Here is a 22,645-nt window from a genome sequence, read left to right as displayed (position 1 = left end):
TGATGTGATTCACACATGCGGCTCGAACAGGAGGGCCGCGAAGTCATCAGAGAGGAACTGTCATGAGGATTGCCCTCATCACCGGTGCGAACAAGGGGATCGGCCTGGCGACCGCCGGCCGCCTGGCCCGTGACGGCGTGCACGTGATCGTCGCGGCGCGCAAGGTCGAGGCCGCCGAGGAGGTCGCGGGCGAGCTCGCGGCCGAGGGGCTCTCGGTGGGCAGCGTGCAGCTGGATGTCACCGACCCCGCGTCTGTGAGTGCGGCCGCGGCCGAGGTGGCCGAGCGGCACGGGCAGCTGGACGTGTTGGTCAACAACGCCGGGATCCTGCCGGAGGCGACCAATCAGGATCCCAAGGAGGTTCTCGACCTGGCCATGTTCGAGCAGACCTACGCCACGAACGTCTTGGGGCCGGTCGCCGTGACCGAGGCGTTCCTGCCACTGCTCCGCAAGAGTGCGGAGGGGCGCATCGTGAACGTCTCGAGCGCCATGGGCTCGCTCGCTCACCAGACGGACCCGAGCTCCCCGTGGCACTCGATGGTGGTCCCGGCCTACCAGTCGTCCAAGGCCGCGCTCAACGCCATCACGATCGTGCTGTCCAAGGCGTTGGCCGACACCGCGATCAAGGTGACCTCGGTGTGCCCCGGATGGGTGCAGACCGACCTGGCTCCCGGGAACATGGAGCAGGCACCGCTCACCCCCGACGAGGCCGCTGAGGTCATCGCCCGCGCCGCGAATCTCTCTACCGACGAGCCGACGGGAACCTTCGTCGACGCCAGCGGGCCCGTGTCCTGGTGAGTGTCACCCGTCGGCCTGCCGGCCGGTCGCGACCGGGAGATCGTGGTTGCTCCACTGGCTCCACGAGCCCGGGAACAGTGCCGCGTCGTGGCCGGCGACGGCGAGGGCGGCGACCTGGTGGGCGGCGGTGACCCCGGACCCGCAGTAGGCGGCGGCGGGGGAGCCTGCCTCGACGCCGAGCGCGGCGAATCGGGCGCGGAGCTCCTCGACCGGCAGGAACCTGCCGTCGGCGGCGAGGTTGTCGCCGGTGGGCGCGGAGGTGGCGCCGGGAATATGCCCGGCCTTCGGGTCGATGGGCTCGACCTCGCCTCGGTATCGCTCGCCGGCGCGGGCGTCGAGCAGGACACCCTCGTACGCTCCGACCTGCTCGAACGGGAGCACCGGCAGGTGCCCGGGCGTCAGCGTCACGGTGCCCGGCGTCGGCACGACGTCGTCGGTGACCAGCGGGTGCCCGGCCTCGGTCCAGGCGCCGAGGGCGCCGTCGAGGAGGCGTACGTCGGCGATCCCTGCCCAACGCAGCAGCCACCAGGCGCGAGCGGCGGCGGTGTCACCCACCGCGTCGTAGGCCACCACCGTGTCACCCTCGCAGATCCCCCAGCGGCGCGCGGCCGCCTGCAGGTCTTCGAGTGCCGGGAGCGGGTGGCGGCCGTCGGTGGGCTCACCGTGGCCGGCGAGCTCGGTGTCGAGGTCGACGTAGACGGCACCGGGGACGTGGCCCTCGAGATAGGACTCGTGTCCCGGCGGGCCACCGAGCTGCCAGCGTACGTCGAGGAGAACAGGCGGGTGGTCGGAGCCGAGTGCGGTCGCAAGCTCGTCGGCGCTGATGAGTACGTTCACGGATCGATTCTTTCAGGCGTGCCGGCCAGCCAGGGGTAACACGTCGTTCGTAGGACTATCCGGTCGTTCCAATAGGGCGACCAGTACTACGAACGACGTGTTACCCCGCAATCACGCCGGCCGGTGCGAGGGGGTTACCGCCCCGCGACCTCGGCTACCTCCTCCGGCGAGAGGGCGCGGTCGAAGACGCGGACCTCGTCGATGTCGCCACCGAGGTAGTCGACCAGGTTGCCGCCGAACTGGCCGCGGCCGATGACGGTGTGGCCGGTCGTGGCGGGTGCGGTGCAGACCTGCTGCTCACCCTGCTTCTGGCCGTCGACGTAGAGCGCCAGGCTGCCGGTGGCCGCGTCGCGGACCCCGGTGAGGTGGTACCACTGGCCGGGGACGGGCTTCTCGGAGGAGAGGGCCCGAACGCCACTGAAGCTCATCGACCAACGCTCGTCGGCGCCGCTGTACTGCAGGAAGAAGGCGCTGTCACGGCCGGTGTCCTGGCTGACCGCGGTCTGGAAGGCGCCACCGGCCTCGTCGAGCTTGACCCATGCCGAGACGCTGTAGCTGCCGTCGGTCTTGATCAGCGTCTCTCCGGTGTCCGCCGCGCCGGTCCCGGCGAACGAGAGCGCGTTCCCCTCCACGCCGGTCACCCACTCGGCGTCGGTGAGGGTCGCGTCCGCGTCCCCGACCGAGTCGGCGGTGGTCGTACCGCTGCCCTCGGAGAACGGGTAGGCGTGCACGCCGTCGAGGCCCGGGGTGCCGGGGTCGACCTCGCCCGGCGGGGTGCCGGAGCCGTCGGCGCCGTCGATGATCGAGCGGTTCACGGCGCGTACCTGGGCGAAGTCCATCTTCTTGACCTGCCGGTCATAGGTGTAGAAGCCGTTGACCTCGTGCTCGACATCGGTGGTCTGGGTGTAGACGGCGCTACTGATGCCGCAGCGCTGGGCGGAGGCGAGCACGGCCTCCTGGTTCTCCACGTAGAGACTGGTCAACTCCTCCTTGGTCGCCGCCATCTGGTAGGCGTGGCCCTCGCCGAACCACATGTGGTCATCGACCTCGAGGCCGTAGCCGCCGTGCTCACCGTCCATGGCGACGCGGTCCTCGGACGGCATGTTCTGGGCCGGCCCGGTGTACGCGTGCCAGTCGATGACGTCGCCGCGCCCGCTGTCGCCGAGGGAGGCGCAGCAGTTCACGCCGCTGTGGGCGTTGACCAGGCGGCTGGGGTCCTGGGCCTTGACGGCGTCCGCGATCTCACCGGTCTCGGTGCGGTCCCACTCGCCCCAGCCCTCGTTGAACGGCACCCAGCCGATGATCGAGGTCCACGAGTCGTGCTGGTCGACCATCGTCTCCAGCTGCCGCTTGAACTCCGTCTGCGCCTCGGGCGGGGGAGTGCCACCGGTCTTCATCGAGGGCATGTCCTGCCAGACCAGCATCCCGAGCTGGTCGGCGGCGTAGTACCACCGATCGGGCTCGACCTTGATGTGTTTGCGGATGGTGTTGAAGCCGAGCTTCTTGGTCTCCGAGATGTCCCAGCGCAGCGCCTCGTCGGTCGGTGCGGTGTAGATCCCGTCCGGCCAGTAGCCCTGGTCGAGTGTGGACATCAGGAAGGTGATCTTCTTGTTGAGCGTGATCCGGAGCTTCCCGTCCGCTCCTTTCTTGGTCCCGATCTCGCGCATGCCGAAGTAGGAGCCGACGGTGTCGACGGCTCTGTTCCCGCGCTTGAGGGTGACCTGGAGCTTGTAGAGATAGGGGTCGTCGGGCGACCACAGCCGTGCCTTCGGCACCGGCACCGTGAGCTTGCTCGCGGCCGCTCCGCGGGTGACGGAGACCGTCTTCTTGCCCGCCTTGACGACCGCCTCGACTGTCGCACCTTCCGCGGCGGCGGCGTCGACGGTGAGGGCGAGCGTGGAGGTGTCGATGTCGGGTGTCGTACGCAGGCTCTGAACGTGGCCCTGAGCAGAGACCGGCTCCATCCAGACCGTCTGCCAGATCCCGGAGGCGCCTTCGTAGAAGATCCCGCGGTCCGGTACGTTGCGCTGCTTGCCCAGCGGCTGCCAGGTCTGGTCGCCGAGGTCGGTGACGCCGATGACCAGCTCCTGCGGACCGTTCTCGCGCAGCGCGTCGGTGACGTCGGCGGAGAACTTGTCGAAGCCGCCGCGGTGGGTGGCCACCTCGACGCCGTTGACGTAGACGGTCGAGTCGTAGTCGATGGCGCCGAAGTTGAGCACGAGCCTGCTCTTGGAGCCGATGTTCCAGGACTTCGGCGCCTCGAATGTACGCCGATACCACATCCGGTCCTCATGGCGACCGATGCCGGAAAGGGCCGACTCGATCGGGTAGGGAACCAGCACCTCCTCGTCCAGCGCCGAGCCGAAGGGCGGCTGCTCATCGGCCGCGGCGCCGGAGAACTCCCAGGTGCCGTTGAGGCTGCGCCACTCGGTCCTGGCCAGCTGCGGACGGGGATATTCGGGCAGCGCGTTGTCGGGGGAGACGTCGTCCGTCCACGGCGTGGTCATCGACAGACCGGCCGGCTGGGACGCGTCGTCGGCCTCGGCGCGGCTGCCGAACGCGGCGACCATCGTCGTGACCAGAGCGAGGGCGGTGATGATGCTGAGGGGCAGGGAGCGGAGTGCCGGGCGCGGTCTGGCCGCGGCGGGGCGAGGAGACTTCGGTGTCACTGTCTGAGCCTTTCTCGACGAGCGCGCGGGAGGGGATCCGCACTCCCCGTTCCGGGCTCGGCCCGGCGTACCGAAACGGAGACCGAGCCCAGACGAGTGATCTATTTCACACACATGCTCGAACGAGTGTCAACAGAATCGAGCACAAAGTGAACAGATATAGACACTGATTCGTTGATGGTGCGAACCTTGACCACAACTCCCGGTGTCGTACGCGGCGCCCTGCTGTGGAAGTGAGAAGGTTCTGAACATGTTGGCGGCCGAGCGACAGAGCAGGATCATCGAGGCGATCGAGCGCCGTGGCGCCGCACGGGTGGCCGAGCTCGCGACGCTCCTCGACGTCTCGGACATGACCATCCGCCGCGACCTGGACTCGCTCGCGGCGCAGGGCCGCATCGACAAGGTGCACGGCGGTGCGACCGTCAAGCGTCTGCCCAGCACGGACGAGCCCGGGTTCGAGGCGAAGGGCGTGCGTCAGGTCGAGGAGAAGAGCGCGATCGCTCAGGCGGCGCTCGAGCTGATCACGCCGGGCTCCGCGATCGGGCTCTCCGCGGGCACCACCACCTGGACCCTTGCCGGCGCCATCCCTGCCTCCCTCGACCTGACGGTGGTGACCAACTCGATGCACATCGCCGAGGAGCTGGACAAGCGCGGCACCAGCGTCATTCTCACCGGCGGGGTGCGCACGCCCTCGGACGCGCTGGTCGGCCCGATCGCGTTGGCCTCGCTGCAGTCGCTCCACCTGGACCTGGTCTTCCTCGGGGTGCACGGCATGGACGTGCAGGCCGGGTTCACCACGCCCAACCTCCTCGAGGCCGAGACCAACCGTGCCTTCGTCGCAGCCGGCCGCCGTCTCGTGGTGCTCGCCGACCACACCAAGTGGTCCACGATCGGGCTCAGCAGCATCGCCCCGCTCGGCGACGCGGACGTGATCGTCACCGACTCCGGCATCCCCGCCGACGCGCGGTCGGTGCTGGAGGAGGCGTCCGAGGAGCTGATCGTCGCCGAGGTCGCTCATGAGGATCCCTCCTAAGACGGCCCGGTTCAGAGGCGCCTGGTCCGGCTGAGCACGGTCTGGAGCACGACCACCGCGGCCAGGAACGCGCCGCTGACCACCGCCTGGACCGAGGAGTTCAACGACCCGACCTGGTTGATCACGTTCTGGATCACGCCGAGCAGGAGTACGCCGGCGGCGGTTCCGACCACCGACCCGGCGCCGCCCACGAGCAGGGTGCCGCCGATGACCACGGCCGCGATCGTGTCCAGCTCCATCCCGGCTCCCAGGATGGTGACCCCGGAGGAGACCCAGGCGGCGTTGAGCGCGCCCGCGAGCCCGGCCAGCAGTCCGCTGAGGACGTAGACGGCGGTCTTCGTGCGTACGACATGGAGCCCCATCAACGAGGCGGCGTCCTCGCTGCCGCCGACCGCGAAGACGGTGTGGCCGAAGGTGGTGCGGGTGAGCACGACACCGAGCACGATGACGAGCAGCACCGCGATCCAGACCGAGACGTTCAGCCCGGCCAGGTCGCGCCCGAGATAACGGAAGAGGCTGCCCTCGGGCACCTGATAGGTCGTCCGGCCCTCGTCGCTCAGCGCCAGCAGCAGCCCGCGGGCACCGAGCAGCGAGGCGAGCGTGACGATGAAGGGCGCCATCCGCAGCCGCGCGACGAGCAGGCCGTTGAGCAGGCCGATCGCCCCGCACAGCGCGAGCGGTGCGGCCAGCGCGACCACGAGGCCGTACTGCGAACCCCAGGCCGCCACGACGCCGCCGAGGGCGAAGACCGACCCCACCGAGAGGTCGATGCCGCCGCTGATGATCACGAACGTCATGCCCAGCGCGACGATCGCCAGGAACGACTGGTCGACCACGATGTTGGAGAGGTTGTCGACGCTGCCGAACCGAGGGAACGCGATGCTCGAGACGATGGTGAGCAGCGCCAGGACCGCCAGCGCTCCGTGGCGCTGCAGGACTCCGGCGACGTCCTCGAGATGTCGCGTCCGGACCGACTCGGTCGCGATCGTGGCGGTCATCGGCGGCTCCTTGTCAACAGGCTCCCCAGGCTCTTGCCCGGTCTGCGGTTGCGGCCCAGCTGGAGGTAGACGGCGAGCAGGATGATCACGGCCTGGGTCATCTGCGACCAGGAGTCCGCGATGTTGTGCTTGATCAGCGTCGCGTCGATCAGCTGCATGAGCAGCGCACCGGCGATCGTGCCGAGGATGCGCACCTTCCCGCCCGAGAGCGGGGTGCCGCCGACCACGACGGCGGTGATCGCGTACAGCTCGAAGAGCAGACCCATGCTGGACGGGTCTCCGGCGCGGAGCCGCGCCGTCGCCATGACCCCGGCCACGGTCGCCAGCAGGGCACAGAGGACGTACGTGGTCATCAGCACGCGCCGCACCGGCAGCCCGGAGAGCTCGGCGGCGCGACGGTTCCCGCCGATCGCGACCAGGCGCCTGCCGTAGACGGTCTTGCGGACCAGGAAGAGGACCAGGAGCGCGGCGACGGCGGCGATGATGACGACGTACGGGATCCCGAGCAGGGAGTTGGTCCCGATGCCGATGAAGGCCGGGTTGTGGACGGCCTTGAGCTGGCCGTCGGCGAGAAGGAGCGCGACCCCGCGGCCGCCGACGAAGAGAGCCAGAGTCGCCACGATGGGTTGCACCCCGACCACCGCGATCAGGGTGCCGTTGACCAGCCCCGCGACGAGACCGCCGACGAGGGCGACGAGGATGGCGACCACCGGTCCATAGCCCAGCCACAACGGGATCATCGCCGCGGCCAGGGCCATCACCGCGCCCACCGAGAGGTCGATGCCCTCGGTGCCGATGACGAGCGCCATGCCGAGAGCCACGACGATGATCGGGGCGGCCTGGATCAGCTGGGTGCGGAAGTTGTCGACCGTGATGAAGTTGGCCGTTCCCACGGCGTTGTAGGCGAGGACGAGCACGATGGCCACGTAGACGCCGTTGTCGCGCAGCCAGCCGCGCCAGTCGGTACGCAGGCGCAGGGTGGCTGTGGAGGCGATGCTCATGCCGGATCACCCTCTCCGTCATCATCTGGCTGAGTATCTGGCCGGTCCGAGGCGAGCGCGTCCATGAGCGAGCCCTCTGTGACCCGCTCACCGGAGAGCTCCTCGATGGAGCGGCCGTTCTGCAGGACGACGATCCTGCCGGACCCTCCGACGAGCTCCTCCATCTCCGAGGAGACCAGGACGATCGCCAGGCCCTGCTGGGCGAGGTCGGCGACGAGCGCCTGCACCTCGGTCTTGGCGCCGACGTCGATCCCACGGGTCGGCTCGTCGAGGAGCAGCACCCGCGGCTCGGTGCACAGCCAGCGGGCCAGGACCACCTTCTGCTGGTTGCCGCCGGAGAGGTCGCCGACCCGCTGGTTCGGGCCGGAGGCCTTGATCTTGAGGCGGTCCATGAAGGTGCGTACGACGGCGTCGATCCGCCGCTCCGAGACCAGGCCGAGGCGGCTGAGCCGGGGGAGGGCGGCGAGTGCGATGTTGTCGCGGATGGAGAGGTCGGGGACGATCCCTTCCGCCTTGCGGTCCTCGGGGAGCAGGGCGATCCCGGAGCGCACCGAGGCGCCCGTGGTGTGCCGGCGCAGCGTCCTGCCGCCGACGGCGACGCTGCCGCCGTCGAGCGAGAGGTCACCGAAGAGAGCGCGCAGGGTCTCGGTACGGCCGCTGCCGAGCAGTCCGCCCAGGCCCACGACCTCGCCGGGTCTGGCCTCGAAGCTCACTCCGGCCAGCTGGGCGCGCCGGGACAGCTCGAGCACCTGGAGCACCGGCTCGGTGTCGGCGGCCTGGTCGGCCGCCTTCTCCCGCAGCCGCTGGAGCTCCTCGGCCTGACGGCCGAGCATGTGCTCGACGAGCCGTCCTCGGGTCAGGCCGGCGACGGGGCCGGTGTGGGCGACGCGGCCGTCGCGCAGCACGGTCACCTCGTCGCAGATCCGGAAGATCTCGTCCATCTTGTGGCTCACGTAGACCACGGCCACGCCCCGGTCGCGCAACGAGGCGACCAGGTCGAGCAGCTGGTCGACCTCTCGTGGTTCCAGGGACGAGGTCGGCTCGTCCATGACGACCACCGATGCGTCCACGCTGACCGCACGCACGACGGCGACGATCTGCTGCAGCCCCAGGCCGAGCGTACGGAGCGGGCGAGCCGGGTCGATGTCGACGCCGTACTCGGCGAGGAGCCCGCGGGCGTCGGCGTACATCCTTCGCCTGTCCACCATGCCGAAGCGCTTGGGCTCGCGGCCGAGGTAGAGGTTCTGCCCGACCGTCATCAGCGGCACCAGGTTGACCTCCTGGTAGATGGTGCTGATGCCGGCCCGCTGGGCGTCGACCGGTGCGGCGAAGGAGACCGGCGCGCCGAGGAGACGCACCTGTCCCGAGTCGGGTTGGTGCACGCCGGTGAACACCTTGATCAGGGTGGACTTGCCGGCACCGTTCTCACCGACAAGCGCATGTACGCTGCCGGCCCGCGCCCGGAAGGTGACATCGTCGAGGGCCTGCACACCCGCGAACGACTTGCTGGCCCCGAGGACCTCGAGGACCGGTGCGTCGTCGGGTGACCTTCCGGGGACACCGGTGACCGACCCGTGGTCGGCCACCGGCGCGGACTCGTCTCCGTTCGCCACTGTCGTGGTCATCTGCGGTGCTCGCTCGGTCAGTAGGCGGAGCCGACGTCGGCCTTGGCGTTGGACTCGTCGTACTGGCTGTCGCTGATCACGATGTTCTCCTTCAGCGTCTCGCCCGACAGGAAGTCCTCGGCGGCCTGGAAGGCCAGCGGACCGAAGCGCGGGTTGGACTCGACGACGCCGTTCATCCGGCCGTTGACGATCTCCTGCACCGCGTTGCGGGTGCCGTCGACCGAGACCACCTGGACGTCCTTGCCGGGCTCCTTGCCCGCGTCCTGGATGGCGGTGAGGGCGCCGAGCGCCATCTCGTCGTTCTCGGCGTAGATCGCGGTGATCTCGGGGTTGGACTGGAGCAGCTGCTCGGTGACCTGCTGGCCCTTGTCGCGGGCGAACTCGCCGGTCTGCTGGGCGACGATCTCCAGACCTGGAGCGCTTGCCTCCAGCTCGTCGACGAAGCCCTTGGTGCGGTCGGTGGTCACGTTGTTGCCGGAGGCGCCGAGCAGGATCGCGACCTTGCCCTCGCCGCCGGTCGTCTCGATGAGGAGCTTCGCCGCCCGGTGACCCTGCTCGACGAAGTCGGAGCCGATGAAGGAGACCCAGTTCTCGCAGAAGCCGGTCTCCAGCTTGCGGTCCACGGTGATCACCGGAACGCCCTTCGCGGCTGCCGCGTCCAGAGCGGGCTCGAGGCCGGAGGAGTTCAGTGGCGCCACGATCAGCACATCGACGCCCTTGGTGAGCAAGGTCTTGATGTCGGCGATCTGCTTGGGCAGCTGGGAGTTGGCGTTGGTGGTCTCGAGCGTGATCCCGCGCTTCTCGGCCTCGGCCTTCATCGACTCGGTCTCGGCGATGCGGAAGGGGTTCGCCTCCTTCTCGGACTGGGAGAACCCGACGGTCGCGCCGCTCAGGTCCATCTCCTTCGCGCCGTACGCGTCGGGGGTGCAGTCGCCGCCGTTCTGATCGGCCACCTGCTGGGCGGCGGCTGATCCGCCGCCGGACGGCGACGTCGCCGCCTCCTCGCTCTTCCCGCACGCCGCTAGCGTTCCGGCGAGCGCGAGCGCCGCACCAGCCGCCACGAACCGGGACCGGAGTGTGATCGTCATGCTGACTCCTCATTGAGACTCGCTGGCCGACCAAGGACTGCCGCGCCATAGCCGCGGGCAAACGAGCCGACACAGGATGTGACCTGGGACACAACTACCGGCAGGGTAGCCCTCGAGAGTCCAAAGATGTGCGGAAGTGTCAAATTTAGTTCTGAAATGTCGTGAAGGTGGTCGGAGTTGGCGGCCGCCGCGAGCTGTAACACGTCGTTCGTAGTACTACTCGCCCTATCTGAACGACCGGATAGTCCTACGAACGACGTGTTACATGTGCGCTGCTCGTGCTCTCGCGCACAACGAGCTCGTAGGAGACCGCCAGGTCTCGGGGCGGTAGGTCGCGGCCGGCCTTTCGCTCGGTCAGCATCTCCAGAGCTCCTCGGGCGATCGCGGATCGGTCCTGGCGGATGGTGGTGAGACCAGGCGTGAGGTACGCCGAGACGGCTGCGTCGTCGAAGCCGGCGATCGCGACGTCGGTCGGGACCCGGATGCCGCGGTCGTACAACGCCCGGAGCGCGCCGACCGCAAGATCGTCGGAGAAGCAGAACAGCGCGTCGGGCGCCTCGGGGCCGTCCATCAGCTCGGCGACGGCGGTCCGGGCGCTCGCGCGGGAGTAGTCCGGAGTGCCGACGTGGCGACCCTCGGTAGCAAGCCCGGCCGCGGTCATCGCGCGGGTGAATCCTTCCAGGCGCAGGGCCGAGGTGGCGTCGAGCGGGCCGCCGTTGCCGCCGAGCGCCACCACCCGGGTCCGGCCGGACTCGATCAGGTGCGTGGTGGCGTCGTAGGCCGCGGCGACGTTGTCGATGCCGACATGGTCGAGGGAGGACCCGGCGGTGCGCTCGCCGAGAAGGACGATCGGCATCCGCCTGTCCGTGCAGGTCAGATCCATGCCCGCCAGATCCGTTCCGCCGAGGCCGAGGGAGCTCAGCAGTACGCCGTCGACCCAGCTCGACTCGGCGGCGGCGTCCAACATCGCCCGTTCCCGCTCGGCGTCGCCGCCGGTCTCGTCGACCATGACGGTGGTGCCGAGCTCGCCGGCGCGCTCGACGACCTCGTGGGCGAGCTCGGCGAAGTAGGCGACCGTCAGGTCGGGTACCAGCAGCAGGATGTGGCCGGTGCGGCCCTGTCTCAGGCTCCGGGCGAGCAGGTTGGGCTTGTAGCGCAGCGCCTCGATCGAGGCCTGCACCTTGGCGCGCATGGCGGGGGAGACGTGGGCGAAGCCGTTGACCACGTTGGAGACCGTGCGCGGCGAGACGCCGGCGTGCGTCGCGACGTCGCGAAGCGTGACCGCCCTGTCCGGCGCCCTGTCCGGCGCCCTCTCCGGCGCCCTCTCCGCCGCCCTCTCCGCCGCCCTCTCCGCCGCCCTGTCGTTCACCGCGGCGGCTCGCCCGTCACGATCGCGCGGATCGTCTCCACGGGAAGCTTCGGCGTGCCGTCGGCGAAGATCAGACCATTGGTCTCCAGCCCCGTGTCCATGAGCTGTGTGTAGCACACCCCCGCCAGCTCCGAGCTCGCTCGCAGCGCGTCGAACTGCGCCCGCAGTGCCTCGGCGTACGCCTGGTCCGAGGTGACGCTCGAGTAGCCCCACGACTCCGCCTCGTCGCCCTCGCGCGCCAGCGAGACCCCGCCGAACTCGGTGATCATGACGGGGGTGTCCCCAGCCAGATAGGCATCCTCCTGGGCGTCGCTGAGCAGCGGGCGGCGGCCATGGGGAGTGCGCGCGCGGAGCACGACGTCATCGAGTGCCTCCCGGTCCACATAACGTGCGCGCATCTCCTCGGCGGCGCTGTAGTCGTGGAGCCCCAGGATGTCGCTGTCGACGTGCTCCCAGCCCTCGTTGGAGAGCACCGGTCGGCTCGGGTCGAGCGCCCGGGTGAGCTCGGAGAGGGCATGGCTGTAGCTGCGCTGCGCGGGGGTGGCGGCGATGTCGCTCACGCCCCAGCTCTCGTTCAGCGGCACCCAGACGACCAGGCTGGGATGCGAGCGGTAGCGCCGCACGATCTCGGTCCACTCCGGCACGAACTGCGAGACCGCGGAGGCGGAGTAGGCGTACGCGTTGGCCGCCTCGCCCCACACCAGCAGGCCGAGCCGGTCGGCCCAGTAGAGCCAGCGCGGGTCCTCGCACTTCTGATGGATTCGTACGCTGTTGAACCCGAGCTCCTTGATGATCTCGACCTCGCGGCGGAGCTCGTCGGTGTCGCGGGCGGCCAGGTGGGTCTGGGGCCGGTAGCCCTGGTTGAGGACGGACCGGACGTAGTAGGGATGGTCGTTGAGCCGGAAGACGCCGTGGTCGACCCCGGCGCTGCGCAGCCCGGCATAGCTCGTGACCGAGTCGAGCTCGGCGCCCGAGGCGCGCTCGCGCAGCCGGACCTCGATGTCGATCAGGGTCGGGTGCTCGGGCGACCACAGCAGCCGGTCCCGGTCCTGGGCGTTGCGCAGCGCGTCGATGGGGATGTCGAGGCTGACCATCCCGGCCTTGACCAGGGTCGACTGCTCGGCGAGCAGCTCCTCGCCGAGCCGGACGCTGACCTCCACGGCCGCCGTCTCGCGGGGCACCCGCGACAGGGTGATCTCGCCGCTGATGCCCTTGGCCGGGTCTGGGGTCCAGGAGACCTCGGCGATGTGGTCCTCGGGTACGCACTCTGCCCAGACCGACTGCCAGATGCCGGTGGTGCGGTCATACCAGATCCCGTGCTGGCGCTCGCGCCAGTCCTGCTTGCCACGAGGCTGGTCGGGGACGACGGGGTCGTCCTCGGCGCGCACCACGATGACGTGGGATCCGCCTCCGGAGAGGGTGTGGGTGAGGTCCGCGGTGAACGGGGTCTGGCCGCCCTCGTGGGTGGTGACCAGCCGGCCGTCGCACCAGACCTGGGCGCGGTGGTCGACTGCTCCGAAGTGCACCAGGAGACGGCGACCGTCGAGGCCGTCGGGGGCGATCGCATCGACGTCGAGACCGCGTCGATACCAGACGACGTGCTGGAACTGCGTACGTCCGAGGCCGGAGGCCGGGGACTCCGGTGGAAACGGCACCTCGATCCGCTCGGGCAGGCTCTCGGCACTGTCGAACCAGCGCTCGGAGAGCCCCGTGTCCGTGGGGTCCGAGGCGAACTCCCAGGTGCCGTCGAGGCTGGTCCAGTGCTCGCGGCACATCATCGGGCGCGGGTGGGTGCCGTCTGGGGCTGTGGCTCTCACGTTCTCTCCCTCGATCTCTTGCATCGTTGCAAACACTGTGCCACAGTCACTCGGTGACGCACATCACACCGTCACTCCCGGAGGAGATGAACGTGGCAGGTTCCCCCACACGGCGCGACTTTCTCCGCCTCTCCAGCGGCCTCGTCGTGGCCGGTCTGGCCTCGGGTTGCGCCTCGCCCGTCGTCTCCAGCCTCACCGGCGCCCAGCCCGCGACCGCGGACGTCATCTTCTGGCACCTGTTCGGCGGCGGCGACGGCGCCAACATGGCCACGATGGTGAAGAACGTGCAGGCCTCGGCCGGCATCAGCGTCGAGTCGACGCTGCTCTCGTGGGGCAATCCCTACTACACGAAGCTCGCCCTGGCCGCGTCCAGCGGTCGACCGCCCGACGTCGCCGTCGCCCACCTCTCCCGGCTGCCGCTGCTCGCCGAGGCCGGGCTGCTCGAGACGGTCGACGAGGCCGGGCTCACCGCCGCCGGGGTCACCGAGGACAGGTTCACTCCGGCCGCCTGGTCGAAGGCGACCGTCGGCGGCGAGACGTACGCCGTCCCGTTGGACACCCATCCGTTCGTCATGTTCTACAACCGCACGCTCGCGAAGAGGGCCGGCCTCCTGGACAGCGAGGGAAAGCTGAGGCAGCTGGCCGGCCGGGACGAGTTCGTCGGCGCTCTCACCGCGATGAAGGAGGTCGGCGGCGACTTCGGTGCCGTCGCGTCCAACACCGCCGACCCGTCGACCACCTGGCGGTTCTTCCTGACTCTCTACTCGGGCCTGGCCGGAGCGATCCTCGAGGACCAGGGCACCCGGATCACCCTGGACCGCGACGCGGCCGAGGAGACCTTCGCGCTGATGCGGGAGCTGACGGTGGGCAAGAAGCTGATGCCGCGCAGCGCCACGATCACGACGGCGTCCACGCTGTTCGGCCAGGGGCGGGTCGGGTTCCTCTTTGACGGCGTCTGGCAGATCCCGACCTACAGCGGCGTCAAGCTGCCCTCCGGCGACCCGCTCGACTTCGACGTGGTGCCGTTCCCCGCGATCCTCGGCGAGGAGCCGAGGTCGTACGCCGACTCGCACGCGCTCGTCATCCCGCGCGCCGAGGGCCGCTCGGGGGAGCGTTCTCGCCACGCCGTCTCGTTCGTCAAGGGCCTGCTCGAGGATTCCGCGACCTGGGCCGACGGAGGTCACGTACCGGCCTGGCTGCCGACCCAGGAGAGCGAGGAGTTCACCAGCAAGAAGCCGCAGAGCAACTACGTACGCGCCGCGTTCGACGCGGTCTATGACCCGCCGGGGTGGTACACCGGCGCAGGCTCGGACTTCCAGAACTCCATGGGTGGGGTCATCTCCAGGGTCCTCGCCGGCCAGGCCGAGCCGGCCGCGGCGGTGAGCGACATGGTCGCCTCCCTGAGGACGTACGCCACGGCCAAGCCGCCGGTCGGCTGAGGAGGAACGGAATGTCGTTGACCACGATCACGCGGGCCGAACCAGCGCCCTCCGCCGTCGCTCGACCCACACGATCGGCTCGTGCCGAGCACAACCGCGCCGGCTGGATCTTCTCCACGCCGTTCCTCGTGATCTACGCGATCTTCCTGGTCGGTCCTGTGCTGGTCGGCCTGGTGGTGAGCTTCTTCAACACCGCCACGGTCGCGCCCGGGCTGGGGGAGTGGGTCGGGCTCGACAACTACGCCGAGGTGCTCGGCGACGGCGAGTTCTGGGCGTCGATGTGGCACTCGACCCTGTTCACGCTGCTGACCACACCGCTGTTGGTCGTCCTCCCGCTGGTCGCGGCGATGCTCGCGGCCCGGGTCAGCCGCAACCAGTGGTTCTTCCGGCTGGCGTTCTTCGCTCCGTACGTCGTCCCGTCCTCGATCGTGTGCCTGATCTTCGCGTTCATGTACACGCCGGAGACCGGGCTGATCAGTCACGCCTTCGGGTGGGTCGGCCTGACCGCTCCGGACTTCCTGGGCAGCGTGAACGGCGCCTGGTTCTCGGTGGTGATGCTGACCGTGTGGTGGACCTTCGGCTTCAACTTCATCCTCTACCTGGCCGCGATCATGGACATCCCCGAGGACATCTACGAGGCCGCGGCGCTCGACGGCACCTCGCCGCTGCAGCAGATGCGGCACCTGACGATCCCGATGGTGCGCTCGACGATCAGCCTGGTGGTGCTGCTGCAGGTGCTGGCCTCGCTGAAGGTGTTCGACCAGATCTACCTGCTGCTGGCGGGAGGGCCGGACAAGGCGACCCGACCGGCGATCGAATACATCTACGACACCGGCTTCACCTCCTATCGCGGTGGGTACGCAGCGGCCGCGACGATGGTCTACTTCCTCGCCCTGGTGCTCGTCGCGGTGATCTGGGCGTTGCTGCGCCGCGGACGAAAGGTGGAGGCATGAGTGCACTGAGCGCGCCGAGGGCGGGACGTACGATCAGTCCGGACTTCGCCACGAAGGCGTTCAACCGGCTGGCGACCACGTGCCTGGTGGTGTTCGCGCTGATCTGGCTGGTGCCGTTCGCCTGGGCGCTGATCACCTCGCTGCGGCCCAACGACGAGATCACGGCCAACCCGGTCGACTTCTGGGGGAGCAGCTGGACCCTCGATGCGTACTCGAAGGCCTGGGACGCGAACCCGATCGGCTGGTGGTACGTCAACAGCCTGCTCATCTCGATGCTCGCGGTGGTCTTCACGGTCGCGGTCTGCTCGATGATCGGCTTCGCTCTGGCACACCTCGACTTCCGTGGGAAGCCGGTCCTGGTCGCGGTGGTGCTGGCCGGGATCATGATGCCGATGGAGTCGCTGGTGCTGCCCCAGTTCATGCAGCTCCGCGCGTTCCATCTGCTCGGGACGTACTGGGCCCTGATCCTGCCGGCCATCGCGGCGCCGGTCGCGGTCTTCATCTTCCGCGCGTTCTTCCGCCAGATCCCCGAGTCGCTCATCGACGCCGCCCGGATCGACGGCGTCGGCTGGTGGCGTATCTACCTGCAGATCTGCATGCCACTGTGCCGGCCGGCCACCTCCGCGGTCGCGATCCTGACCTTCATCAGCACCTGGAACGCCTTCCTGCTGCCGCTGCTCGTGCTGACCCAGACCAAGTCGCAGACCATCCCCGTCGGGCTGAGCAGCCTGATCGGCGGGTCCGCGATCCAGTACGCCGAGACGATGGCCTCCTCGATCCTCGGCATCCTCCCGCTCTTCGCCGCCTTCCTGCTCCTCCAGCGCCGCATCGTCCAGAGCGTCGCGCAGACCGGCATCCGCTGAGCGCGAGCAGAGCCGGGCTCACCTGAGGTGAGCCCGGCCCTGCTTGTGGGGGAGGAGGAAGGTCAGCGGACCGGAGGTCCCGGTCCCAGCGGGATGCCGAGCGCCCACCAGAGGAAGAACAGCGCGGTCCAGGCGATGGTCATCGCGACCGCCAGCGGCAGCGTGTAGGAGGCGAGGGTGCCGATGCCGGCGTCCTTGCGGTAGCGCTGCAGGAAGCCGAGGGCCATCACGAAGTAGGGGCTCATCGGGGTGATCGCGGTGGAGCCGGAGTCGGCGATCCGGAAGAGCGCCTGCGTGGTCTCCGGCGGCACCGAGAGCAGCATCAGCATCGGCACCAGGACCGGCGCCGCGATCGACCACATCGCCGAGCCGCTGGTCACCATGATGTTGACGACGCTGAGCAGCGCCAGGACGAGCAGGAAGACCACCCAGACCGGGATGTTGCTGGTCTCCAGCGCCTGGGCGGAGTTGACCGCGAGGACGTCGCCGAGGTGGGACCACTCGAAGTACGCCAGGAACTGGGCGATCGCGAAGAACAGCACCAGCACCGGTGCCATCTGCTTGATCCCCTGGCCCATCAGCGCCGGCACGTCACCGGCCTTGGTGATCGACCCCGACAGGGAGCCGTACACGATGCCGGCCAGACCGAAGAGCAGCGCGACGACCGCTGCGATGCCGGTCAGGAACGGTGACTCGGTCAGCGACCCGTCCTCGCCACGCAGCGGCGAGCCGCCCGGGATCACGATGGCGGCGAGGACCACGATCGCGCCGACCAGGGTGATGATCGCCCAGCGCAGCGAGCGGCGTTCGCGACCGGAGAGCTCCAGGGTCCCGAAGTCGCCGTCGTCGGCGTCCAGGTCGGCGTCGAGGTCGGGCCGCTTGGAGAGGACGAACTTGGTCATCAGCGTGATCACCGTGGCCAGCAGCAGCGAGGAGGCGATGTTGAAGAACCAGTTGCTGACAGGCGAGACGTACGCACTCTCGTCGACGATCTGGGCCGCGGCGGTCGTGATGCCGGCGAAGATCGCGTCGTTGGGAGTGGGGATCGGGCTGGCGTCGTACCCGCTCGCGATCGAGGTGTAGGCGACCACGATCCCGAGGATGGGGGAGCGGCCGACGGCACGGAAGGCGAGGCCACCGAGCGGGACCAGGATGATGTACGCAGCGGCGGAGGCCACGTGGGAGACCGTGCCGGTGAACGCGACGGCGAAGACGACCCAGCCGACCGGCACGCGGGAGATGCCGATCTTCATCGCCGCGGTGAGGAACCCGGTGCGCTCGGCGACCGCGACGCCCATGATGACCACGACGATGGTGGCCATCGGCGGGAACTCGGCGAAGTTGGAGACCATCGTCGAGACGGCCATCGCCAGGCCGTCGCCGCTGAGCAGGTTCTGCACGACGACTCGCTCGCCGTCGCCGGGGGAGATGACCGAGACCCCGGCGGCGGAGCAGATCGCGCTGATCACCGCGAGGATGCCGGCGAGGATCCAGAAGAGCCAGAACGGGTGGGGCAGGGCGTTGCCGGCGCGCTCGATGACGCCCATCGCGCGGATGATCCACGGCAGCTTGTCGGGGCTGCCGCCTGTTCCACCTGGTCCGGTGGTGGTTGCGGTGCTGGTCATGGGGTCATCCTTCGTTGGTGAGGCGGTGGCGGGAGAAGAAGTCCCAGATCACAGTCGCGGACTCGATGGTGTGGGTGACGTGGCCGCCACCGGAGTAGATGTCACCGCCCGGCCAGACGTGGCCGCCGCCCTCGACGGCGACGTGCTGCACCTCGGCGTCCTGGTCGCAGCCGGTCCAGCGGGTGGTCTCGATGTCACGTCTGGTGCTGGCGCTGGTCTCGGTGCAGCCGTTGTGGTCGGCCCACTCCTGCGCCCAGGTGGGGATGGCGGGCAGGTCCCGATCGGGGTCACCGGCGTAGGGGATGGTCGCGTCGGCGACCCCGTGGATCTCCAGGATCGGGGTCGGATCCGCCTCGGCGCAGCCGGTCCGGGTGCCGGGGTAGAGCGCGGGCGCGACCGGGGCTACGGCGGCGAAGGTGTCGGGCAGCTGGCAGGCCAGCAGGACGGCCAGGCCGGCGCCGTTGGACTTGCCGGTGGCGTAGACCCGAGAGGAGTCGACGCAGTGGTCGGCCTCGATCGCGGCGAGCAGGTCGGCGGTGAAGGCGACGTCGTCGACTCCCGGGGCCTCGTACGGTGCGCCCTGCCAGGCCTTGCGATAGCCGGACCCGGTGCCGATCTCGCCGTGCGGGTAGGCCACCACGGCGGGGAGGTCGGAGAGCTCGGAGAAGCCCTCGATCTCGACCCCGGTGCTGCCACGGCCGTGATAGGCGACGATCAGCGGCCAGTCGTCACGCTTCTCGTAGCCCTCGGGAAGACGGAGCACATAGCTGCGCTCGAGGTCGCCGCTGGTCAGCTCGTGCTTCTGGCTGCTGTCGGACTCCTGCTCGGTGGGTTTCTCACACGGCGTCCTGCTCGCGGTGGCCTCGGGTCCGGCTTCGGCTCCGGCTTTGGAAGAGGCGGGAGTCAGGGCGGTGACCGCGCTGGGGGCCATGGACACTGCGGCCACGGCTGTGACGGCGATGACCGGCGCCAGGAGGCGGAGGTGTCTGGGGGACATGTCGTGCTCCTTTCGGGGCAATTTCGGGTGTGCTGGATCGCCCGGCGACGCGGTGTGCGTCCCGGTCGGGTCCCGAGCTCATGGGTGGGCCGGTGGCCTAGGTGTCGAGCCACTCCTTGATGAAGGCGACGATGCGGTCGGTGGCTTCGGCGAAGATCGCCCGCCCGTCCTCGGCGGTGGCGCGACGGGGGTCGCCCAGCACGCCGGTGGGGGAGAGGCGGTCGTAGGGGATGGCCACGGCGGGATAGCTCACCGAACGGGCCAGCCGGGCGAACGGGTCGAGCTCGTCGGGCGTCGTCGTGCCCGGGGTGAGCAGGTCGTGGCGTACGAGACGGGGCGCGACGTGCAGCATCTGGGAGGTCTCGGCCTCGCCGCTGTGACCGGAGATCGCGCTCAGCTCCATGTTGCTCACCGCGTCCTTGGCGAGCGCGGTCACCGGTGCCCAGGCGAACTCGATGTCTGGCCGGTCGCGCAGCAGATCCAGGGCCAGGGTGCTGAGCGTGGTGTTGTTGCCGCCGTGCCCGGTGATCACCAGGAACCTTCGCCAGCCGTGGGCGGCCAGCGACTCCACGTACTCACGTACGACGGCGGCGAACAGCGCCGGGCGCAGGCTCACCGTGCCGGCGAAGGCCTGGTGGTGGGGCGAGACGCCGACCGGGACGCCGGGGCCGATGATCACCTTGCCGGGCAGTGCCTCGGCGACGGCGTCGGCGAGCGCCTCGGCGCGGATCTGGTCGGTGGCCATCGGCAGCCCGGCGCCGTGCTGCTCGAACGCACCGACGGGGATCACCACCACCGTCCCGTCCTCGGCGGCCCGCGCCGCCTCGAGGGTGGTCATCTCGGCCAGCTTCGCGGTCATCGGCGCTGCTCCAGGTCGTTGATGTCGAGCGTGGTGTCGATGGTGGCGGCGAGCGCCTCCCGGATCGCGAGCAGGTGCTCGCGGGTCAGGGTCTCGGCGGCGGCGGGGTCCCCGTCGCGTACGGCCTCGACGATCCGGACGTGGTCGGCGTGGTCGCGATCGCGGTCGGTGTAGCGGTGCCGGATCTCGATCTGGTCGCGGGCCCTGACCTGGAGCAGCGCCTCGACGGTCTCGCGCAGCAGGTGGTTGCCGGAGGCGCCGGCGAGTGCGACGTGGAAGTGCAGCTCCGGTCGCTCGTCGCCCTGCTGCGGCTTGAGGGAGTTGTCGGCAGAGCGCGTCAGCGCGGCCAGGTCGAGCTCCGTACGCTTCGCGGCCGCCGCTGCCGCGACCGGCGGCTCCAGGACGAGCCTGGCGTCGAGGAGCTCCAGGACCGACTCGCTGCGCGACTGGGAGACATGGGGGTTGACCAGCAGGCGCCGGTTCACGCCGCCGCTGACGTACGTCCCCGATCCGTGCCGGAAGCGGATCACGTCGGTCGCCTCCAGGCGACGCAGCGCCTCGCGGATGGTGGGTGTGGTCACCTCGAACCGCTTGGCGAGCTCGCGGGAGGAGACCAGGGCGTCGCCCGGCTCCAGGCCCGTGGCCTCGATCATGGCGACGATCCCGTCGGCGATGCGTTCAGAGAGAGAGGGTGTGGTACTGGTCACAGCAAGTGACTTAATCACTTATTGATCTAGTCGTCAAGGAACGGCTAGGTCAAGGTTCTTGACAGGAAACCATTTGGTTTCCTATTGTGGCGGAATGGAAACCGTGTTCCGGGCGCTGGCCGACCCGACCCGACGAGCGCTTCTCGACGCGCTCTTCAGGGAGGACGGTCAGACCCTGGTGGCACTGACGGCGCCGCACGACATGACGAGGATCGCCGTTGCGAAGCACCTGCGGCTCCTCGAGGAGGCCGGCCTCGTGGTGACACGACGCCGGGGCCGGGAGAAGCTGCACTTCCTCAACGCGGTGCCGATCCGCCTCATCCACGACCGCTGGGTGAGCAAGTACACCGAGGGATGGACGGCCGGCCTGGTCGACCTGAAGTCCGAACTGGAGCAGACCATGGAGAAGATCTTCGAGATCTACATTCGCACCAGCCCGGAGCGACTCTGGGAAGCGATCACCGACCCGGCGATCCGCGCGAAATACCACTTCGGGGCCGGCGTCGAGTCCGACTGGACGCCCGGCTCGCCCTACGTGCTGAAGCACCCGGCCACCGAGGACCCGCTGGTCGAGGGCGAGAACCTCGAGGTCGACCCGCCGAGGCGGTTGGTCCAGTCCATGCACGCCGTCTGGGGCGAGAGCGCCTCCGCCGCCGGCACTTCGCGCGTCACCTGGGAGATCGAACCGGTCGGCGACTCCTGCCGTCTCACGGTGACCCATGACCAGCTCTCGCCGGACGCTCCCGACGAGCTCTACGGCGGCTGGCCGATGATCCTGTCCGGCCTGAAGACCTGGCTCGAGACCGGCGAGCAGCTCACCACCCCCGGATCACAGATGTACGGAGATCGCTGAACGCACCACCGACACCGAAGGAGAACCAGCATGCAGACGACCACCATCACCGATGTCCACACCGTTGGCCTGCACGTCGCCGACCAGGACGAAGCCGTCGAGTTCTACGTCGAGACGCTCGGGTTCGAGAAGCGGCTCGACGCCCCGATCAGCGACACGATGCGGTGGATCGAGGTCGCGCCGCCCGGCGCGACGACGACCATCGCCCTCATCGCCGGTGACGACACGCCCGCCGCGGCCGGCGAGACCGGCGTCCGCTTCACGGTGCCAGATGCCGAGGCCGAGCACGCCGCCATGCGCGAGAGCGGGGTCGACGTCGGCGACCTGCTCCGCTGGGACGGTGTCCCGACCATGTACGCCTTCCGGGACCCTGACGGCAACGGGTTCGAGATCATCGAGGAGTCACGATGACTGTCCTGGACAAGACGTTCACCGCCGCCGTACGGAAGAGCGACGCCAAGGGCGGATGGACCTACCTCGTGACCGACTGGACGGCCGAGTTCTTCGGCACCCGCGGCCTCGTCAAGGTCGCCGGGACGGTAGACGGGCAGCCCTTCCGCAGCTCCTTCATGCCTCTCGGCGACGGCACCCACAAGCTGCCGATGAAGGCCGAGCTGCTCCATCAGATCGGAAGGGAGACCGGTGAGGTGGTCAGGGTTCACCTCTCCGAACGACTCCGCTGACGAGCGACGACGAAGAGTTTGCGGGGCGCTTGCGTAGATCAGTTGTATTCTTGTGCGCATGAGTAGACGTCTTGCCGACGCGGCTGTCCGGGCGAAGGTCTCCGAGGCGACGGTCAGCCGGGTGCTCAACGGCAAGCCGGGAGTCTCGGCGGCGACCCGGGAACGGGTCCTGACCGCGCTCGACGTGCTGGGCTACGAGCGGCCGGTGAAACTGCGGGGAGAGCGGGCGAGGCTGGTGGGCCTGGTGCTGCCCGAGCTGCAGAACCCGATCTTCCCGGCGCTCGCGGAGGCACTCGGGGCCAACCTCGCCCAGCAGGGGCTCACCCCGGTGCTGTGCACGCAGACCGCCGGCGGCGTGACCGAGTCGGAGTACGTCGACCTGCTCCTGGAGCAGCAGGTGGCCGGCGTGGTCTTCGCCGGCGGTGCGTACGC

General features: G+C 69.4%; 21 protein-coding genes. 9 read left to right on the top strand and 12 right to left on the bottom strand.

Annotated features, from left to right (window positions below; all coding sequences use genetic code 11):
- Positions 1-62 precede the first annotated feature (62 nt).
- The gene (locus ACRDPS_RS02130) at positions 63-797 is read left to right on the top strand and encodes an SDR family NAD(P)-dependent oxidoreductase (RefSeq protein ID WP_431499966.1); all 735 of its coding nucleotides are present in this window, start codon (positions 63-65) and stop codon (positions 795-797) included.
- A 3-nt stretch (positions 798-800) separates the two neighbouring features.
- Here ACRDPS_RS02130 and ACRDPS_RS02125 read toward each other — a convergent pair whose 3' ends face one another.
- Both ACRDPS_RS02125 and ACRDPS_RS02120 read right to left on the bottom strand, forming a co-directional pair.
- A complete protein-coding gene (locus ACRDPS_RS02125; RefSeq protein ID WP_431499965.1) occupies positions 801-1,634 on the bottom strand; it encodes a sulfurtransferase in 834 nt (277 codons plus the stop codon).
- A 134-nt stretch (positions 1,635-1,768) separates the two neighbouring features.
- Entirely contained in the window at positions 1,769-4,303 is a 2,535-nt protein-coding gene (locus ACRDPS_RS02120; protein WP_431499964.1) for a LamG-like jellyroll fold domain-containing protein, read from the bottom strand.
- Positions 4,304-4,553: 250 nt separating this feature from the next.
- Between ACRDPS_RS02120 and ACRDPS_RS02115 the strand changes: the two genes are divergently transcribed.
- The gene (locus tag ACRDPS_RS02115; RefSeq protein ID WP_431499963.1) at positions 4,554-5,336 is read left to right on the top strand and encodes a DeoR/GlpR family DNA-binding transcription regulator; all 783 of its coding nucleotides are present in this window, start codon (positions 4,554-4,556) and stop codon (positions 5,334-5,336) included.
- A gap of 11 nt (positions 5,337-5,347) precedes the next feature.
- Here ACRDPS_RS02115 and ACRDPS_RS02110 read toward each other — a convergent pair whose 3' ends face one another.
- The 6 genes from ACRDPS_RS02110 to ACRDPS_RS02085 all read right to left on the bottom strand — a co-directional run bounded on the left by ACRDPS_RS02110 (position 5,348) and on the right by ACRDPS_RS02085 (position 13,234).
- Positions 5,348-6,334, bottom strand: coding sequence for an ABC transporter permease (locus ACRDPS_RS02110; protein ID WP_431499962.1), 987 nt, complete (start codon positions 6,332-6,334; stop codon positions 5,348-5,350).
- Positions 6,331-7,335 carry an ABC transporter permease gene (locus ACRDPS_RS02105; protein ID WP_431499961.1) on the bottom strand — a complete coding sequence of 335 codons (1,005 nt, stop codon included), beginning with the start codon at positions 7,333-7,335 and terminating at the stop codon, positions 6,331-6,333. The genes ACRDPS_RS02110 and ACRDPS_RS02105 overlap by 4 nt, the downstream gene beginning before the upstream one ends.
- A complete protein-coding gene (locus ACRDPS_RS02100) occupies positions 7,332-8,960 on the bottom strand; it encodes a sugar ABC transporter ATP-binding protein (RefSeq protein ID WP_431499960.1) in 1,629 nt (542 codons plus the stop codon). Before ACRDPS_RS02100 ends, ACRDPS_RS02105 begins: the two co-directional genes overlap by 4 nt.
- Positions 8,961-8,977: 17 nt before the next feature.
- On the bottom strand, positions 8,978-10,048 hold the full coding sequence (locus tag ACRDPS_RS02095; protein WP_431499959.1) for an ABC transporter substrate-binding protein: 1,071 nt from the start codon (positions 10,046-10,048) through the stop codon (positions 8,978-8,980).
- Between the two features lie 247 nt (positions 10,049-10,295).
- Complete coding sequence (locus tag ACRDPS_RS02090) at positions 10,296-11,417, bottom strand: LacI family DNA-binding transcriptional regulator (RefSeq protein WP_431499958.1); 1,122 nt, start codon at positions 11,415-11,417, stop codon at positions 10,296-10,298.
- On the bottom strand, positions 11,414-13,234 hold the full coding sequence (locus ACRDPS_RS02085) for a glycoside hydrolase family 2 protein (RefSeq protein ID WP_431499957.1): 1,821 nt from the start codon (positions 13,232-13,234) through the stop codon (positions 11,414-11,416). Before ACRDPS_RS02085 ends, ACRDPS_RS02090 begins: the two co-directional genes overlap by 4 nt.
- 92 nt (positions 13,235-13,326) lie before the next feature.
- On the opposite strand from ACRDPS_RS02085, the gene ACRDPS_RS02080 reads away from it, so the two are divergent.
- From ACRDPS_RS02080 to ACRDPS_RS02070, 3 genes are read left to right on the top strand one after another with little or no spacing between them, the layout of a single operon-like run.
- Positions 13,327-14,673, top strand: coding sequence for an extracellular solute-binding protein (locus tag ACRDPS_RS02080; protein WP_431499956.1), 1,347 nt, complete (start codon positions 13,327-13,329; stop codon positions 14,671-14,673).
- Positions 14,674-14,684: 11 nt separating this feature from the next.
- Positions 14,685-15,626 (top strand): carbohydrate ABC transporter permease, encoded by a 942-nt coding sequence (locus ACRDPS_RS02075; RefSeq protein ID WP_431499955.1) that lies wholly within the window; start codon positions 14,685-14,687, stop codon positions 15,624-15,626.
- Positions 15,623-16,489 (top strand): carbohydrate ABC transporter permease, encoded by an 867-nt coding sequence (locus tag ACRDPS_RS02070; RefSeq protein WP_431499954.1) that lies wholly within the window; start codon positions 15,623-15,625, stop codon positions 16,487-16,489. The genes ACRDPS_RS02075 and ACRDPS_RS02070 overlap by 4 nt, the downstream gene beginning before the upstream one ends.
- A gap of 62 nt (positions 16,490-16,551) precedes the next feature.
- On the opposite strand, the gene ACRDPS_RS02065 is transcribed toward ACRDPS_RS02070, so the two are convergent.
- The 4 genes from ACRDPS_RS02065 to ACRDPS_RS02050 all read right to left on the bottom strand — a co-directional run bounded on the left by ACRDPS_RS02065 (position 16,552) and on the right by ACRDPS_RS02050 (position 20,677).
- Positions 16,552-18,114, bottom strand: a complete 1,563-nt coding sequence (locus tag ACRDPS_RS02065; protein ID WP_431499953.1) for an AbgT family transporter — start codon at positions 18,112-18,114, stop codon at positions 16,552-16,554.
- A 4-nt stretch (positions 18,115-18,118) separates the two neighbouring features.
- Complete coding sequence (locus tag ACRDPS_RS02060) at positions 18,119-19,111, bottom strand: alpha/beta hydrolase family esterase (RefSeq protein ID WP_431499952.1); 993 nt, start codon at positions 19,109-19,111, stop codon at positions 18,119-18,121.
- 97 nt (positions 19,112-19,208) lie between these two features.
- Positions 19,209-19,970 (bottom strand): creatininase family protein, encoded by a 762-nt coding sequence (locus ACRDPS_RS02055; RefSeq protein WP_431499951.1) that lies wholly within the window; start codon positions 19,968-19,970, stop codon positions 19,209-19,211.
- On the bottom strand, positions 19,967-20,677 hold the full coding sequence (locus tag ACRDPS_RS02050) for a FadR/GntR family transcriptional regulator (protein WP_431499950.1): 711 nt from the start codon (positions 20,675-20,677) through the stop codon (positions 19,967-19,969). Before ACRDPS_RS02050 ends, ACRDPS_RS02055 begins: the two co-directional genes overlap by 4 nt.
- 94 nt (positions 20,678-20,771) lie before the next feature.
- Between ACRDPS_RS02050 and ACRDPS_RS02045 the strand changes: the two genes are divergently transcribed.
- The 4 genes from ACRDPS_RS02045 to ACRDPS_RS02030 all read left to right on the top strand — a co-directional run.
- A complete protein-coding gene (locus tag ACRDPS_RS02045) occupies positions 20,772-21,530 on the top strand; it encodes an ArsR/SmtB family transcription factor (protein ID WP_431499949.1) in 759 nt (252 codons plus the stop codon).
- A gap of 30 nt (positions 21,531-21,560) precedes the next feature.
- Entirely contained in the window at positions 21,561-21,941 is a 381-nt protein-coding gene (locus ACRDPS_RS02040) for a VOC family protein (RefSeq protein WP_431499948.1), read from the top strand.
- A complete protein-coding gene (locus ACRDPS_RS02035) occupies positions 21,938-22,213 on the top strand; it encodes a DUF1905 domain-containing protein (protein ID WP_431499947.1) in 276 nt (91 codons plus the stop codon). Before ACRDPS_RS02040 ends, ACRDPS_RS02035 begins: the two co-directional genes overlap by 4 nt.
- 58 nt (positions 22,214-22,271) lie before the next feature.
- On the top strand, positions 22,272-22,645 hold a 374-nt coding region (locus ACRDPS_RS02030), incomplete at its 3' end, for a LacI family DNA-binding transcriptional regulator (protein WP_431499946.1).

It is taken from the genome of Nocardioides sp. (assembly GCF_050699375.1).
Classification (GTDB): Bacteria; Actinomycetota; Actinomycetes; order Propionibacteriales; family Nocardioidaceae; genus Nocardioides.
This window is presented reverse-complemented; position numbering and strand designations above follow the sequence as displayed.